This is a genomic window from Streptomyces sp. NPDC057638 (assembly GCF_042800315.1).
In the GTDB taxonomy this organism is placed as follows: Bacteria; Actinomycetota; Actinomycetes; order Streptomycetales; family Streptomycetaceae; genus Streptomyces.
The window spans coordinates 1-14,946 of record NZ_JBHVHF010000167.1; the positions used below are offsets into that span (position 1 = coordinate 1).

The window sequence follows — 14,946 nt, forward strand, 5'->3', positions numbered from 1 at the left end:
GCCCCGCGAGCGGCGCCGCGCGGAGAAGCTGCGGAGAAGCACGGAGAAGTACGGGACCCCCACCCAACCCTTTGTCCGTATTTGAACCTAAAAGTAAAGAACTCCGGCGAGGGCTTCCGCTTCACCGCCCGCAGGAGTACAAAGGATTCAACGGCCCGCGAGACCAAGGACATCCGAGAGGATCACCGAGAAAACGCAGCAAGGCCCCACGGACCGAGCATGAAAACCGGGCACCCACGCGACGTCGACCCGTCGAATACGGGCCAGCCGCACCAGGTGAGGGCAGAGTTCCCGGCCTGATGGGCACATCATTCGAGGACGCATGGTAACTCGGTGGACATGCCAGCGGCGGTACCGATCCGGTACCGCCGCAACCCTGTTCAGGCCCCCTGTCGCCTCAGCCCGTCGCCTGTCAGGGCCGCGCCGGGGTCATGTCGGGTTTCCGCCTCTGAGCACCGGCAGGCCCGGCGGCACCCTCACGCGTCGTCGGCGAGCGGCCGACCGTCCCGCGGAGCCGCCCCTCACCACCACCGGGCACTGACGCCTGCCATTGCCACTGCCCACCGGACCGCCCTCGCTTACGCCGCGCCCCGCTGAAGCGCCTCACAGACCGCTGTCGATTCCCGGACCCCCAGTCCGACCGAGCGCCCGCAGTGCGCGATCCAGGCCGCCATCCCTTCCGGTGTTCCGGCGAGATAGCCCTCGAACGCGGCCAGGTACGCCGCCCGCCCCTGCTCCGCGTGGCCCACCTCGGTCGGACAGATCCCCTTCGGGTCGAGCCCGCTGCCGATCAGGACGATCCGCTCGGCGGTCCGCGCGACCAGCCCGTTGTACGTACCGAAGGGGCGCAGCGCCAGCAGTTCGCCGTGGACCACGGCCGCCAGCACCAGCGCGGGCGCGGAACTGCCCGCGACGACCAGGGAGGCGAGTCCGTCCAGCCGTCCGCTCATCTCGTCCACCGCGGGGAGCGGCGCGGCGATGAGCGGTTCGTCGACCGGTTCGCCCGCCCGCCGGGGGCGGCCGAGCCGCTCGTCGGCGGCGCCCTCCTGAGCCCCGCCCGCCGCGACCAGGTGCAGCCTGGCGAGTACCCGCAGCGGGGACTGGCGCCAGATCGACAGCAGTTGTCCGGCCTCCGCGTTCATCCGCAGCGCGGCACCTATGACGCGCGCCTGCGGGTCACCTCCGAAGTCGGTCCGCCTGCGGACCTCTTCGAGCGCCCAGTCGGCGCCGGAGAGCGCCGCCGAACCGCGCGCGCCGCGCAGTGCGGCCTCCGCCGCGACCTCGGCGGAGCGCCGTCGCATGACGCGGTGGCCGTAGAGCCGGTCGACCGCCGTCCGGACGGACTCCACGGATTCGGGAACGCCCGGCAGGGCTCCGAGGGCGGCGAGGGGATCGGTCGTCGGCCCGTGCGTACTCATAGGTAGCGAGGCTACGCGCCCCCAGCGCACGCCCCACGCCGGAGTGGTCTTCTTCACGCCGCCTCCCGCAACTTGACAGCACCCAGCAATCAAACCATTACCCTAGGTGAACATGAAGATCGCTTTCGTAGGGAAGGGCGGCAGCGGCAAGACGACGCTGTCCTCGCTCTTCATTCGCCATCTGGCCGCCCGTCCCGCCCCGGTCATCGCGGTGGACGCCGATATCAACCAGCACCTCGGGGCCGCGCTCGGCCTGGACGAGGCCGAGGCCGCCGCGCTGCCCGCGATGGGGGCGCAGCTGCCGCTGATCAAGGAGTACCTGCGGGGCGCCAACCCCCGGATCACTTCCGTGGAATCCATGATCAAGACCACTCCCCCCGGGGAGGGCTCCCGGCTGCTGCGCGTACGCGAGGACAACCCCGTCTACGACGCCTGCGCCCGGCCCGTCCGGCTGGATCCGGGGGAGATCCGGCTGATGGCGACCGGCCCCTTCACCGAATCCGATCTGGGCGTCGCCTGCTACCACTCGAAGGTGGGCGCCGTGGAGCTGTGTCTCAACCATCTCGTCGACGGCCGTGACGAGTACGTGGTGGTGGACATGACCGCGGGCTCGGACTCGTTCGCGTCGGGGATGTTCACCCGGTTCGACATGACCTTCCTGGTCGCCGAGCCGACCCGTAAGGGCGTCTCCGTCTACCGCCAGTACAAGGAGTACGCGCGGGACTTCGGTGTCGCCCTGCGCGTCGTCGGCAACAAGGTGCAGGGTCAGGACGACATCGACTTCCTGCGCGAGCAGGTCGGCGAGGACCTGCTCGTCACCGTCGGCCACTCGGACTGGGTCCGCGCGATGGAGAAGGGCCGCGCCCGCCCCTTCGACGCACTGGAGCCGGAGAACGAGCGGGCGCTGGAGCTCCTCGCCCGGACCGCCGCCGACGCCCACGACGGCCGCGACTGGGAGCGCTACACCCGGCAGATGGTGGAGTTCCACCTCAAGAACGCCGAGAGCTGGGGCAACGCGAAGACGGGGGTCGACCTGGCGGCTCAGGTCGACCCCGGTTTCGTTCTCGGCGACCACTGCTCCGGCGTCGGCGCCGCACTGCCCGCCTGAGACCACCGCCGTACGCGCCGTCGGCTTATGCGCCTCCCTGGCGCCACCGATGGACACGCCTCCTAAGGAACCTCGGCGGCTCAAGGCCATGAGGGCCAAAGGAGTTCTCAGCGGTACGCCGGGGCCCGCGCCGGTTCGTCCGACGCGGCCCCGGCCCGGCTACGGAGGGAGGGTTCCCCGATCCCGTACGGATTCCAGGCCGAGCCGGGAGCGCCGAGCAGGGCGGGCGGTGGCGAGGTGGTAGCGGCGGCACGGGCCGCGACCGGGGCGGTCGGCTGGGCGGGCTGGCCGGCCCGGGTGACGGGCTGGACGGCGAGGAAGTCCGTCCAGCCCCGCCGGGGAGCCTCACCGACCTCCAGGGTGCGCAGCTTGGCCAGAACCCGGGGATCCTGGGCGTCGAGCCAGTCGGCGAGCTGCCGGAAGGAGACGCACTGCACCTCCTTCTGTACGCAGACGGTGGCGATGGTCTCCTCGATGGCGCGCATATAGGTGCCGCCGTTCCAGGACTCGAAGTGGTTGCCGATGATCAGCGGGGCTCGGTTGCCCTTGTAGGCCCGGTCGAAGGCCTGGACGAGGCCGTCGCGCATCTGGTCGCCCCACATCTCGTGGGAGGCGGGGTCGCCCTTGACCGTCCCGGACTGGTTCACCATGAAGTTGTAGTCCATGGAGAGCGTCTCGAAGGAGCGGCCGGGGATCGGGACCAGTTGGAGCGAGAGATCCCACAGCCCGCGTTCCTTCTCCGGCCAGATCTGGTCGTCGATGCCGCTGGTGTCATAGCGCAGGCCCAGTTCGGCGGCGGCGCGGACGAAGTTGTCGCGCCCTTCGAGACAGGGGGTGCGGGCGCCGATCAGCTCCTTGTCGTAGTCGAAGGGGAGCGGCTGCTCGGCCGTGAGCCCGGAGTTGGTCTTCCAGTTCTTCACAAAGGACTTGGCCTGGCTGATCTCGCTCTTCCACTCCTCGACCGACCAGGTGCCGACCCCGCCGTCAGGGCCGCAGAAGTGGCCGTTGAAGTGGGTGCCCACCTCGTTACCCTCCTGCCAGGCGCCGCGTAGCTCGCGCACGGTGTCGCGGATCCCCTGGACGTCGTTGAAGCCGATGTCGGAGCGACCGGCGGCATGCTGGGGCGGAAGGTACAAGGTCGCCTTCTCCTCCGGGAGGAGATAGACGCCGCTGAGGAAGTAGGTCATGGTGGCGCCGTACTTCCGGCCGACCTTGCGGAAGTGGGAGAAGAGCCGCTGGCTGTCCTCACCCGCGCCGTCCCAGGAGAACACGACGAACTGCGGGGGCCGCTGGCCCGGCTTCAGCCGGTGGGGCTTGCGCAGTCCGGGCTGGACGCCGGTGAAGGCGGTGGATCCGTCGCCGATGAGCTGAGGGGCGGCCTTATGGGCGACCTTCCGAGCGGAGTCGGCCCGACCGCGGTCGTCTTCGGCGCACCCCGCCAGGCCCATGGTCAGCGCCGTGACCGCCGCGCCCAGGACGAGGCCCTTGTGCCGGGGCGCGCCACCCGCGCCGCCCCGCTCGCACGCGGGCGCCGCCCCCACGACGGCCCTTTTCGTGGCGGCCTTCATCCGCCCACCTCTTTCATATGACTTTGTGCTTTTCGTACTGATGCGATGGAGCCGCCAACGTCGCACCGGGGGTGAGAGGGGAGGGGAACGACGAGCCGCATTAAGCGGATTAATCACCGGAACGAGTGAAAGACTGGCCTATTTGCCGGGATAGTCCTGCCAGCGTCTTTACTCTGCATTACGATCAATTTACTGAGAGTTGAGAATCCCGCCGCTGTACGCCGTGACCCACGGCCGCGTCCCCCACGTTCCGCGACCGCGCTGCCCCGGAGGAGACGGGAACATGTCCGCCTGCGTCCCCACCCGCACCGACCCCCCGCCCCCTGAGCCGGGGAGGACCGGCGCACCACCCCCCCATGGCCCGCCCCCGGGCACCGGCCGCCGCCGCTTCCCCATCGCCGGGGCCGACTTCTCCGCCTCCATCTCCGTCTTCCTGATCGCGCTGCCGCTCTCCCTGGGCATCGCCCTGGCGACCGGGGCACCACTCCAGGCCGGGCTGGTGGCCGCGGCCGTCGGCGGGATCGTCGTCGGACGGCTCGGCGGGGCACCGCTCCAGGTCAGCGGGCCCGCGGCGGGACTGACCGTCGTCACCGCCGATCTGATCCAGCAGTACGGCTGGCGTGTCACCTGCGCCATCACCGTTCTCGCCGGATTCGCCCAACTCGGGCTCTCCGCGCTGCGGGTGGCCCGTTCGGCCCTCGCCGTCAGCCCGGCGATCGTCCACGGCATGCTCGCGGGCATCGGCGTCACCATCGCCCTCGCCCAGCTCCACATCGTGCTGGGCGGCACCCCGCAGAGCTCGGCCGTGGACAACGTACGGGCGCTCCCTGCGCAGCTCGCCGACCTCCATGGGGACGCGCTCTCGGTGAGCCTGCTGACCATCGCGCTGCTGCTGCTCTGGCCCCGGCTCCGGGGGCGGCCCGGGCGGCTGCTGCGGAAGATCCCGGCGGCGCTGGCCGCCGTGGCGGTGGCGACCTCCTTCGCCGTGGTCGCCGGGCTCCAGCTGCCCCGGGTCGATCTGCCGTCCTGGAGCAGCCACGCCCTGCCCCAGATGCCCGAGGGGCCGGTCCTGGGACTGATCGCCGCCGTCCTGACCATCACCCTGGTCGGCAGCGTGGAGTCCCTGCTGTCGGCGGTCGCCGTGGACAAACTGGTGGCCGCCCGCACGGCACCGTCCGTACGGATCCCCCGGGCCCGGCTGGACCGGGAGCTGGCCGGACAGGGCGCCGCCAACGTGGTCTCCGGGTCGCTCGGCGGACTGCCCATCACCGGTGTGGCCGTGCGCAGTTCGGCCAATGTGGCCGCCGGGGCGGTCAGCCGGAACTCCGCGACGCTCCACGGGCTGTGGATCGTGCTGGCCGCGCTGCTGCTGGTGCCGGTGCTCGACCTGATCCCGCTGGCCGCGCTCGCCGCGCTGGTGATGGTGGTGGGCGTCCAGATGGTCAACATCACCCATCTGCGCACTGTGCGGCGCAATCGCGAGATGCTGGTGTACGCGGCGACGCTGGCCGCCGTCGTCGGCACCGGGGTGCTGGAGGGCGTGGCGATCGGGATCGCGGTCGCCGTCTCCGTCGCCCTGCACCGGCTGACCCGGACCCGGATCACCGACGAGGAGCGGGACGGGATCCACCGGGTACGGGTGCGCGGACAGCTGACGTTCCTGGCGGTGCCCCGGCTCAGCCGGACGCTCGGGCAGGTCCCCCCGGGCGCCACCTGTGTGGTGGAGCTGGACGGCTCCTTCATGGACCATGCCGCCTATGAGGCGCTGCACGACTGGCAGACGGCCCATCAGTCGCAGGGCGGATCGGTGGAGTTCACTGGCCGCGCCGGAGGGCGGATCAGCGAACCGGCGGTCGACTCCCCCGGATCGCATGGCTGCTGCCGCCCCTGGACCGCCTGGCGCAACCACCATTGCGAGGACCGCTCGGAGGCCACCGCCGCCCGCACCCTGACCGACGCGCTCCGCTCGTTCCAGCGGGACACCGCTCCGCTGGTACGCGAGGAACTGGCGCGGCTGGCGCGCGAGGGCCAGCGGCCGTCCCAGCTCTTCCTCACCTGCACCGACTCCCGGCTGGTCACCAGCATGATCACGGCCAGCGGTCCGGGTGACCTCTTCACGGTCCGCAATATGGGCAATCTGGTCCCGCTGCCCGGCGCCGGGGGCGGCGATGACTCGGTGGCCGCCGCGATCGAGTACGCCGTGGAGGTGCTGGAGGTGGAGTCGATCACCATCTGCGGTCACTCGGGCTGTGCGGCGATGCAGTCACTGCTCTCCACCGGTCCCGTCGGCGTACGGCCGGGGGAGGCCCCCGCCGCCCCGGCGACCCCGCTCCGGCGCTGGCTGAAGCACGCACAGCCGAGCCTGGAGCGGATGCGGGACGGCCAGGGGCCGGAGGTCAGGCTCTCCGGACGCGAGGTGCTGGACCCGGCGGAGCAGCTCTGTCTGACCAATGTGGTCCAGCAGTTGGAGCATCTGCGCGCACAGGAGGCGGTGGCCCGCAGACTCGCCGAGGGCAGGCTGACGCTGCATGGGATGTACTTCCATGTCGGTGAGGCGCAGGCGTATCTCCTCTCGACGACCGCCGAGTCCGCCCAGCCCGCCGACCTGGGCGGGCCGGGGTTCGAGGTGGTCTTCCATCGGGTGCCGCCCGCCGCGTCCTCGCTGGTCAGGACGGGAGGCTAAGGGCTGTGCGCTGGGTCGGCCCGGGCCAGGGAGCATGGCCGGTGCCGCGACCGGCGGGCGGGGCACCAGCCGTACGGGCTGACGAGGAGGGTCCGAGCGCTCTGGCCCGGCCCCGCGGACGCCCCGTCCCGGAGTCACGGCCCCCCGCATGAGCGCGCGTCTGAACCGGATCCCCGCGTCATCCGTGAAAGGGTATGGCCCCTTCTTCCCGCCGCCCGGGAAGGAGGGGCCACCTGTGTCGAGCAGGAAATGCGCCCCATAGGTCTAAACCAATTCTCAGAAGGCTCTTGTCACCTGGCGCTTCGACTGGTGAGCTATGGCCTGGAACACATACGCACAGAGGACGCCCTGGGAAAGGGAGATGTCGTGAGCAGTGAGACCTTGGCCAACCTTCTGCAGGAGGGCCGCCGCTTCGCGCCACCGGCCGCTCTGGCCGAGCACGCCAATGTGACGGCGGAGGCCTACGAGGAGGCCAAGGCGGACCGGCTTGGTTTCTGGGCCAAGCAGGCGCGACGGCTGACCTGGGCGACCGAGCCGACCGAGACCCTCGACTGGAGCAACCCCCCGTTCGCGAAGTGGTTCGCCGACGGAAAGCTCAATGTCGCCTACAACTGTGTGGACCGGCATGTCGAGGCCGGGAACGGCGACCGGGTCGCCATCCACTTCGAGGGCGAGCCGGGCGACGGCCGCAGCCTGACGTACGCCCAGCTCAAGGACGAGGTCTCCCGGGCCGCCAACGCCCTGACCGAGCTGGGCGTCCAGAAGGGCGACCGGGTCGCGATCTATCTGCCGATGATCCCCGAGGCCGCCATCTCCATGCTGGCCTGCGCCCGGATCGGTGCCGCGCACTCCGTGGTCTTCGGCGGCTTCTCCGCGGACGCCGTCGCGTCCCGGATCCAGGACGCCGACGCCAAGCTGGTCATCACCGCCGACGGCGGTTACCGCCGGGGCAAGCCGAGCGCCCTCAAGCCCGCCATCGACGAGGCGGTCACCAAGTGTCCCCAGGTGGAGAACGTGCTGGTGGTGCGGCGCACCGGCCAGGAGACCGCGTTCACCGAGGGCCGGGACCTGTGGTGGCACGACATCGTGGACCGTCAGTCCAGCGAGCACACCCCCGAGGCGTTCGACGCGGAGCACCCGCTCTTCATCCTCTACACCTCCGGCACCACGGGTAAGCCCAAGGGCATCCTGCACACCTCCGGCGGCTATCTCACCCAGACCGCCTACACCCACCACGCCGTCTTCGACCTCAAGCCCGAGTCGGACGTGTACTGGTGTACCGCCGACATCGGCTGGGTCACCGGCCACTCGTACATCGTCTACGGACCGCTGGCCAACGGCGCGACGCAGGTGATGTACGAGGGGACGCCCGACACCCCGCACCAGGGGCGGTTCTGGGAGATCGTGCAGAAGTACGGCGTCTCGATCCTCTACACCGCGCCGACCGCGATCCGGACGTTCATGAAGTGGGGCGACGACATCCCCGCGAAGTTCGACCTGTCCTCGCTGCGGGTGCTCGGGTCGGTCGGTGAGCCGATCAACCCCGAGGCCTGGATCTGGTACCGGGAGCACATCGGCGCCGGCACCACCCCCGTGGTCGACACCTGGTGGCAGACCGAGACCGGCGCGATGATGATCTCGCCGCTGCCGGGCGTCACCGAGACCAAGCCCGGTTCGGCGCAGCGCGCGCTGCCCGGCATCTCGGCCACCGTCGTGGACGACGAGGCCAGGGAGGTGCCCAACGGCGCGGGCGGCTATCTCGTCCTCACCGAGCCGTGGCCGTCGATGCTGCGCACCATCTGGGGCGATGACCAGCGGTTCATCGACACCTACTGGTCGCGCTTCGAAGGCCGGTACTTCGCGGGCGACGGCGCCAAGAAGGACGAGGACGGCGACATCTGGCTGCTCGGCCGGGTGGACGATGTGATGCTGGTCTCCGGCCACAACATCTCGACCACCGAGGTGGAGTCCGCGCTGGTCTCGCACCCGAAGGTGGCCGAGGCGGCGGTCGTCGGCGCCGCCGACGAGACCACTGGCCAGGCGATCGTCGCGTTTGTGATCCTGCGCGAGTCCGCCGCCGCCGACTCGGACGACGAGGCGCTGGTGGCGGAGTTGCGCAACCATGTGGGCGCCACGCTCGGCCCGATCGCCAAGCCGAAGCGGGTCCTTCCGGTGGCGGAGCTGCCGAAGACCCGCTCCGGCAAGATCATGCGGCGACTGCTGCGCGATGTGGCGGAGAACCGCCAGCTCGGCGATGTCACCACGCTGACCGACTCGTCCGTGATGGATCTCATCCAGACGCGGCTGCCGAGCGCGGCCTCGGAGGACTGAGCGGGCCTCCCTCCGCCCGTACCGCCGTCGTCCCGCCGCCCATGGGCGGGGACCTGACAACGGTGGCACGCGGGCACGGGAGACAGGGAGAGAGCCAAGGGCACCCGGCGGGCGGAACAGCCGCCGGGTGTCTTTTTCCTGCCCAGAATGGGTATAAGTCCGTTAAATCGGATAGAGGCCGGTGCTCTCTCACCCCGGAGCGCACCTTGGGTAAGGTAAGAAGCGCGTCAAAATCGCGACAAGAAGATTCAGGTGTGCCGGGAAGTCTGGTCGGCGTGTGCTTCGCCCTGCCCGACCGACCGGAGGTCCCTCCTGATGCCCGCGCCCAGCACCCGCAAGTTCCTCGGCCGACTGCCGCTGCCCGAGCGCACCTACATCGCGGACGCGCTGCGCACCGAGACCGTCGGTGGCGTGCTGCTGCTGGTCGCCGCCATCGCCGCGCTGATCTGGGCGAACACCCCGCTGGCCAGCGGCTATGACGCGATACGCGACTTCCACATAGGCCCGGCGGCCCTGGGGCTCGATCTCTCCGTACAGCACTGGGCCGCCGATGGGCTGCTGGCGATCTTCTTCTTCGTCGCCGGAATCGAACTCAAGCGGGAGCTGGTCGCCGGAGAACTGCGCGACCGCAAGGCCGCCGCACTGCCGGTGATCGCCGCCATCTGCGGCATGGCCGTGCCCGCGCTGGTCTATGTCCTGGTCAATACCGTCGGCGGCGGCTCGACCACGGGCTGGGCGGTCCCCACCGCCACCGATATCGCCTTCGCCCTGGCCGTGCTCGCGGTCATCGGCACCTCGCTGCCGTCCGCGCTCCGCGCCTTCCTGCTCACCCTCGCCGTCGTCGACGACCTCTTCGCGATCCTGATCATCGCGGTCTTCTTCACCAGTGAGCTGAACTTCGCCGCGCTCGGCGGCGCCGTGGCCGCCCTGGCCGTCTTCTGGCTGCTGCTGCGCAAGGGGGTACGGGGCTGGTACGTCTATGTCCCGCTCGCCCTGGTCATCTGGGCCCTGATGTACAACAGCGGCGTCCACGCCACCATCGCCGGAGTGGCCATGGGCCTGATGCTGCGCTGCTCCCGCCGCGAGGGCGAGGCGCACTCCCCCGGTGAGCACATCGAACACCTCGTACGGCCGCTCTCGGCGGGGCTCGCGGTGCCGCTCTTCGCGCTCTTCTCGGCGGGGGTCAGCGTCTCCGGCGGCGCGATCGGCCGGGTCTTCACCCAGCCGGAGACGCTGGGGGTGGTCCTCGGGCTGGTGGTCGGCAAGGCCCTCGGTATCTTCGGCGGCACCTGGCTCGCGGCCCGCTTCACCCGCGCCGAACTCAACGAGGACCTGGCCTGGCCCGATGTCTTCGCCGTGGCGACCCTCGCCGGAATCGGCTTCACCGTCTCGCTCCTCATCGGCGAACTCGCCTTCGCCGGGGATCCGGCGCTGACCGACGAGATCAAGGCCGCCGTCCTGACCGGTTCGCTGATCGCCGCCGTTCTCGCCGCGTTCCTGCTCAAACTCCGGGTACGCACCTACCGTGCGCTCGTCGACGACGAGGAGCGCGACGACGACCACGACGGCATCCCCGACATCTACGAGCAGGAGAACCCCGCGTACCACTTGCGGATGGCGGAGATCTACGAGAAGAAGGCGGCGGAGCACCGACGGCTGGCCGAAGTGGCGGGGGCGCCGCGCACGGATGACGGCCGTCCGGCATGATCTGATGTCGGAGGCCGGTGATCGCCCGAGAAGTCCGAAAGTACGGACGTACCGAGGTACGGGACCGGGGAGGTCACCACGGTCTCGGAGCACGGGCGCCCCGCAGGGGGGCACCCCAGAAGAGAGGGAGCGGCGATGAGCGACCCCGGCACCAGCGCCGAGCGCAGTATCGGTGAGCTGGTCGCCTCGGCGACGGCCGAGATGTCCGCACTTGTCCACGATGAGATCGCTCTGGCCAAGGCGGAGCTGCGGCAGGACGTCAAGCGCGGAGTGATCGGCTCCATCGCGCTGGGGATCGCGGGTGTCTTCGCGCTGTTCTCGCTGCCGGTCTTCAGCTTCGCGGCCGCCTACGGCATTCACAATCTGGGGCTCGGCCTCGCCTGGTCGTTCCTGATCGTCGGCGGGGCCTTCGTGGTGCTGGCGGCGGTGCTGGCACTGGTGGCCATCGCCAAGTTCAAGAAGGTCAAGCCGCCGGAGAGGTCGATCGCGTCGGCGAAGGAGACGGCCGCCGTGCTCCAGAACGCCAAGCCGCACCCCCGACCGGAACGGGCCGAGCTCCCGGTCTGAGCGCACCGGCGGGGCACCGGACCCGGTCCGCCGTCGGCTCACCGTCGCCGTACCAGCGGTCCACCCACCGACGAGCCGTCACCGGCACCTCCTGAGCCGTCGGCTCACCGTTCCCGCGACGGGACCCGCCGGACGACCGGTCCGTCGGCGGCCCGGCGGGTGTCCCGGCGTGCGGGCGCGGCTCTCACCATCTGTCCGGGTGTGGCACGCTCGTGTTCATGACGGCCCCTGACACCGGTAACGGAAGTCCCGTACGCATCGACGGTCCGTGGACCCACCGCGATGTGGCGGCCAACGGCGCGCGCTTCCATATCGCCGAGATGGGGGACGGACCGCTGGTGCTGCTCCTCCATGGCTTCCCCCAGTTCTGGTGGACCTGGCGGCACCAGTTGCCCGCGCTCGCCGAGGCCGGGTACCGGGCGGTGGCGATGGATCTGCGCGGAGTCGGCGGCAGCGACCGGACCCCGCGCGGCTATGACCCGGCCAATCTCGCGCTCGACATCACCGGGGTGGTGCGTTCGCTCGGTGAGCCGGACGCGGCCCTGGTCGGCCACGATCTGGGCGGCTATCTCGCCTGGACGGCGGCGGTGATGCGGCCGAAGCTGGTACGGCGGCTGGTGGTCTCGTCCATGCCGCATCCCCGGCGGTGGCGTTCGGCGATGCTCTCGGACTTCTCGCAGACTCGGGCCGGTTCATACGTCTGGGGCTTCCAGCGGCCCTGGCTGCCGGAGCGCCGTCTCGTCGCGGACGACGGCGCGCTGGTGGCCGAGCTGATCCAGGAGTGGTCGGGTCCCCGGCCCCCCGAGGACGCCGCGCTGGAGGTCTACCGGCGGGCGATGTGCATCCCGTCGACGGCCCACTGCTCGATCGAGCCCTACCGCTGGATGGTGCGCTCGCTGCTGCGGCCGGACGGGATCCAGTTCAACCGCCGGATGAAACTGCCGGTCCGGGTGCCGACGCTCCATCTGCACGGTTCTCTCGACCCGGCGATGCGCACCCGCAGTGCGGCGGGCTCGGGAGAGTACGTGGAGGCCCCCTACCGCTGGCGGCTCTTCGACGGGCTCGGTCACTTCCCGCACGAGGAGGACCCGGTGGCCTTCACCGCCGAGCTGGTCAACTGGCTGAAGGATCCCGAGCCCGACCGCTAGGTCGTGTCCTGCCGAGGTCCGCGGCACTCCGGCTCGGGCATCCCGGCCGCAACAGCGAACACATGTACCACATTCGGCCACGTGCCCGACGCATAGGCCAATTGGCCGTCACCGACACGGTTACCGACCTTGGGCCCCGGGCACACGTCCCGGTATGGGCTGGACGTACGACTACGGTGACGCGGCACGCAACCGTCGCTCGGCCACTGGACCGAGCACCCACAAGGGTGAGGGATTCCCCGGCGAACTCCACCACCATCCGGCGCAGGACATCGGTATCCCGCGCATCCTGCGACGGCGCGCCCGCTGGTTCTCCGCCCGGCTGCGCCACGCGCGCGGCTGAGCGCCCACCAGGCCAGGACACTCCGTCAGTTCCCACCCCACGGTCAGCGCGTGACCGTGGGGTGGCCGAGATCCGTCGGGGCCCCACGCCAGCTTCGAGCGGGCGGCGGGGCGCCGCGCGGTGCCCGGCGGAAGGACAGGGTCCGCCGCGGGTCGGCCCGCCCAGGTCAGAGCGCGCAACCCTCGCTGTCGACCTGCTGGCTGGCCGCCAGGCCCGCCTCGATGTCGCCCTCGATCTCGTCGATGGTCAGGGCGTAGCCCGTGTTCGCGTCGTCCAGCGAGCGGGCGAAGATCACTCCGTACACCTTGCCCTCGGGGGTCAGCAGCGGGCCGCCGGAGTTGCCCTGACGGACCGTGGTGAAGAGGGAGTACACATCGCGGCTCACTGTGCCACGGCGGTAGATGTCGGGGCCGTTGGCGTCGATACGGCCGCGGACCCGGGCCGAGCGCACATCGTAGGCGCCGTTCTCGGGGAACCCCGCGACGATGGCGCTGTCGCCGGTACGCGCGTCGGCGCGGGCGAACTCCAGCGGCCGGGCGCGGAGCTCAGGGACGTCCAGAACGGCGATGTCACGCTCCCAGTCGTAGAGCACCACCTTGGCGTCGTACAGCCGGCCCTCACCGCCTATCTGGACCGTGGGCTCGTCGACGCCGCCGACGACATGGGCGTTGGTCATCACCCGGCGCTCGCCGAAGACGAAACCGGTGCCCTCCAGAACCTTGCCGCAGCTCTCGGCGGTGCCGACGACCTTGACGATGGACTTCTTGGCACGGGCGGCGACCGGGCTGCCGACGAGCGCCGGGTCGGGCGGTCTGACCTCGGTGATCGGCTCGTTCGAGAACGGGCTGAAGACCTGGGGGAAGCCGTTCTGCGCCAGCACCGAGGAGAAGTCGCTGAACAGGGTCGACGCCTGCTCGGGCATCACCCGGGAGACTCCGAGCAGCACCTTGGAGCTGCGGACCTCCTTGCCGAGCGTCGGCAGGGTGGTGCCCGCGAGCGCCGAGCCGATCAGCCAGGCGACCAGCAGCATCGCCACCACGTTGACCAGCGCGCCCCCGGTGGCGTCCAGCGCGCGGGCCGGTGTCCAGGTGATGTACTTGCGCAGCTTGTTGCCGAGGTGGGTGGTGAACGCCTGGCCGATCGACGCGCAGATGATGACCACGATGACGGCGACGACCGCCGCCGTGGTGGAGACCTCGGAGTCGGCCGTCAGCCCCTCCCAGAGCAGCGGGAGCAGATAGATGGCGACCAGCCCGCCGCCGAGGAAGCCGATCACCGACAGGATGCCGACGACGAAGCCCTGCCGATAGCCCACGATCGCGAACCACACGGCCGCGATCAGCAACAGGATGTCCAGCACGTTCACCGTCGTAAGCCTCGCAGTTCCGTCGGCGGGGGGTAGATCAAGGGGAGAACAGGGCACGGGGGCAGAGGGTCAGCCTGTCACGCTCGCCAGTCCAGCGGGAGCCGCCGCTGCTGGTCCCAGGGTCGCTCCCAGCCCGCGAAGTGCAGGATCCGGTCGATCACCCCGGCGGTGAACCCCCAGACCAGAGCCCCTCCGACGGTGAACGCCGGACCGATGTGGCCGGACGGGTGCACACTCATGGCCCGGTTGGCGGGGTCGGTGAGATCCGCCACGGGGACGGTGAAGACCCGGGCGGTCTCGGCCGGGTCGACCGCCCCGACCGGACTGGGCTCGCGCCACCAGCCGAGGACGGGGGTGACGGCGAAGCGGCTCACCGGAATGTAGAGCTGGGGCAGGACGCCGAAGAGCTGGACCCCGGCGGGATCGAGCCCGGTCTCCTCCTCGGCCTCGCGCAGAGCCGCGCGCAGGGGGCCGACGGTGGCCGGGTCCCCGTCCCCGGGGTCGAGGGAGCCACCGGGGAACGAGGGCTGTCCCGCGTGGGAGCGCAGCGTCCCCGAGCGCTCCATCAGCAACAGCTCGGGCCCGGACGGCCCCTCCCCGAACAGGACCAGGACGGCGGACTGCCGGACCCGGCCGGTCGCGGGCGGGAGAAAGACGGAGAGTTGCTCGGGGGCGACGGTCTCCAGGGCGCGCGCCATGGACCGGAC

Annotated in this window: 11 protein-coding genes; 7 read left to right on the forward strand and 4 right to left on the reverse strand. The window is 70.7% G+C overall.

Translation table 11 applies throughout. The features are described from left to right. Window positions 1-578: 578 nt before the first annotated feature. Window positions 579-1,418 (reverse strand): oxidoreductase, encoded by an 840-nt coding sequence (locus ACFVIM_RS21680; RefSeq protein ID WP_384303621.1) that lies wholly within the window; start codon window positions 1,416-1,418, stop codon window positions 579-581. Between the two features lie 112 nt (window positions 1,419-1,530). Between ACFVIM_RS21680 and ACFVIM_RS21685 the strand changes: the two genes are divergently transcribed. Further along, window positions 1,531-2,526, forward strand: coding sequence for an ATP-binding protein (locus tag ACFVIM_RS21685; RefSeq protein WP_384303623.1), 996 nt, complete (start codon window positions 1,531-1,533; stop codon window positions 2,524-2,526). Window positions 2,527-2,633: 107 nt separating this feature from the next. On the opposite strand, the gene ACFVIM_RS21690 is transcribed toward ACFVIM_RS21685, so the two are convergent. Continuing rightward, window positions 2,634-3,974, reverse strand: a complete 1,341-nt coding sequence (locus ACFVIM_RS21690) for a hypothetical protein (RefSeq protein WP_384303641.1) — start codon at window positions 3,972-3,974, stop codon at window positions 2,634-2,636. Window positions 3,975-4,377: 403 nt separating this feature from the next. Here ACFVIM_RS21690 and ACFVIM_RS21695 point away from each other — a divergent pair, with 403 nt between their 5' ends. The 6 genes from ACFVIM_RS21695 (at window position 4,378) to ACFVIM_RS21720 (ending at window position 12,873) form a co-directional block, all read left to right on the forward strand. Continuing rightward, window positions 4,378-6,777, forward strand: a complete 2,400-nt coding sequence (locus tag ACFVIM_RS21695; RefSeq protein WP_384303625.1) for a bifunctional SulP family inorganic anion transporter/carbonic anhydrase — start codon at window positions 4,378-4,380, stop codon at window positions 6,775-6,777. Window positions 6,778-7,143: 366 nt separating this feature from the next. After that, window positions 7,144-9,108 carry an acetate--CoA ligase gene (gene acs / locus ACFVIM_RS21700; RefSeq protein WP_384303627.1) on the forward strand — a complete coding sequence of 655 codons (1,965 nt, stop codon included), beginning with the start codon at window positions 7,144-7,146 and terminating at the stop codon, window positions 9,106-9,108. 315 nt (window positions 9,109-9,423) lie between these two features. After that, window positions 9,424-10,815, forward strand: coding sequence for a Na+/H+ antiporter NhaA (nhaA, locus tag ACFVIM_RS21705; protein ID WP_384303629.1), 1,392 nt, complete (start codon window positions 9,424-9,426; stop codon window positions 10,813-10,815). 135 nt (window positions 10,816-10,950) lie between these two features. Next, window positions 10,951-11,382 carry a phage holin family protein gene (locus tag ACFVIM_RS21710; protein ID WP_384303631.1) on the forward strand — a complete coding sequence of 144 codons (432 nt, stop codon included), beginning with the start codon at window positions 10,951-10,953 and terminating at the stop codon, window positions 11,380-11,382. A gap of 218 nt (window positions 11,383-11,600) precedes the next feature. Then, window positions 11,601-12,530 carry an alpha/beta fold hydrolase gene (locus tag ACFVIM_RS21715; RefSeq protein ID WP_384303633.1) on the forward strand — a complete coding sequence of 310 codons (930 nt, stop codon included), beginning with the start codon at window positions 11,601-11,603 and terminating at the stop codon, window positions 12,528-12,530. Between the two features lie 154 nt (window positions 12,531-12,684). Beyond that, window positions 12,685-12,873 (forward strand): hypothetical protein, encoded by a 189-nt coding sequence (locus ACFVIM_RS21720; RefSeq protein ID WP_384303635.1) that lies wholly within the window; start codon window positions 12,685-12,687, stop codon window positions 12,871-12,873. A 166-nt stretch (window positions 12,874-13,039) separates the two neighbouring features. Here ACFVIM_RS21720 and ACFVIM_RS21725 read toward each other — a convergent pair whose 3' ends face one another. Together ACFVIM_RS21725 and ACFVIM_RS21730 are read right to left on the reverse strand one after the other, a co-directional pair. Further along, window positions 13,040-14,239 (reverse strand): MarP family serine protease, encoded by a 1,200-nt coding sequence (locus ACFVIM_RS21725; RefSeq protein WP_384303637.1) that lies wholly within the window; start codon window positions 14,237-14,239, stop codon window positions 13,040-13,042. 77 nt (window positions 14,240-14,316) lie between these two features. Then, window positions 14,317-14,937, reverse strand: coding sequence for an NUDIX hydrolase (locus tag ACFVIM_RS21730; RefSeq protein ID WP_384303643.1), 621 nt, complete (start codon window positions 14,935-14,937; stop codon window positions 14,317-14,319). Between the last annotated feature and the right edge of the window lie 9 nt (window positions 14,938-14,946).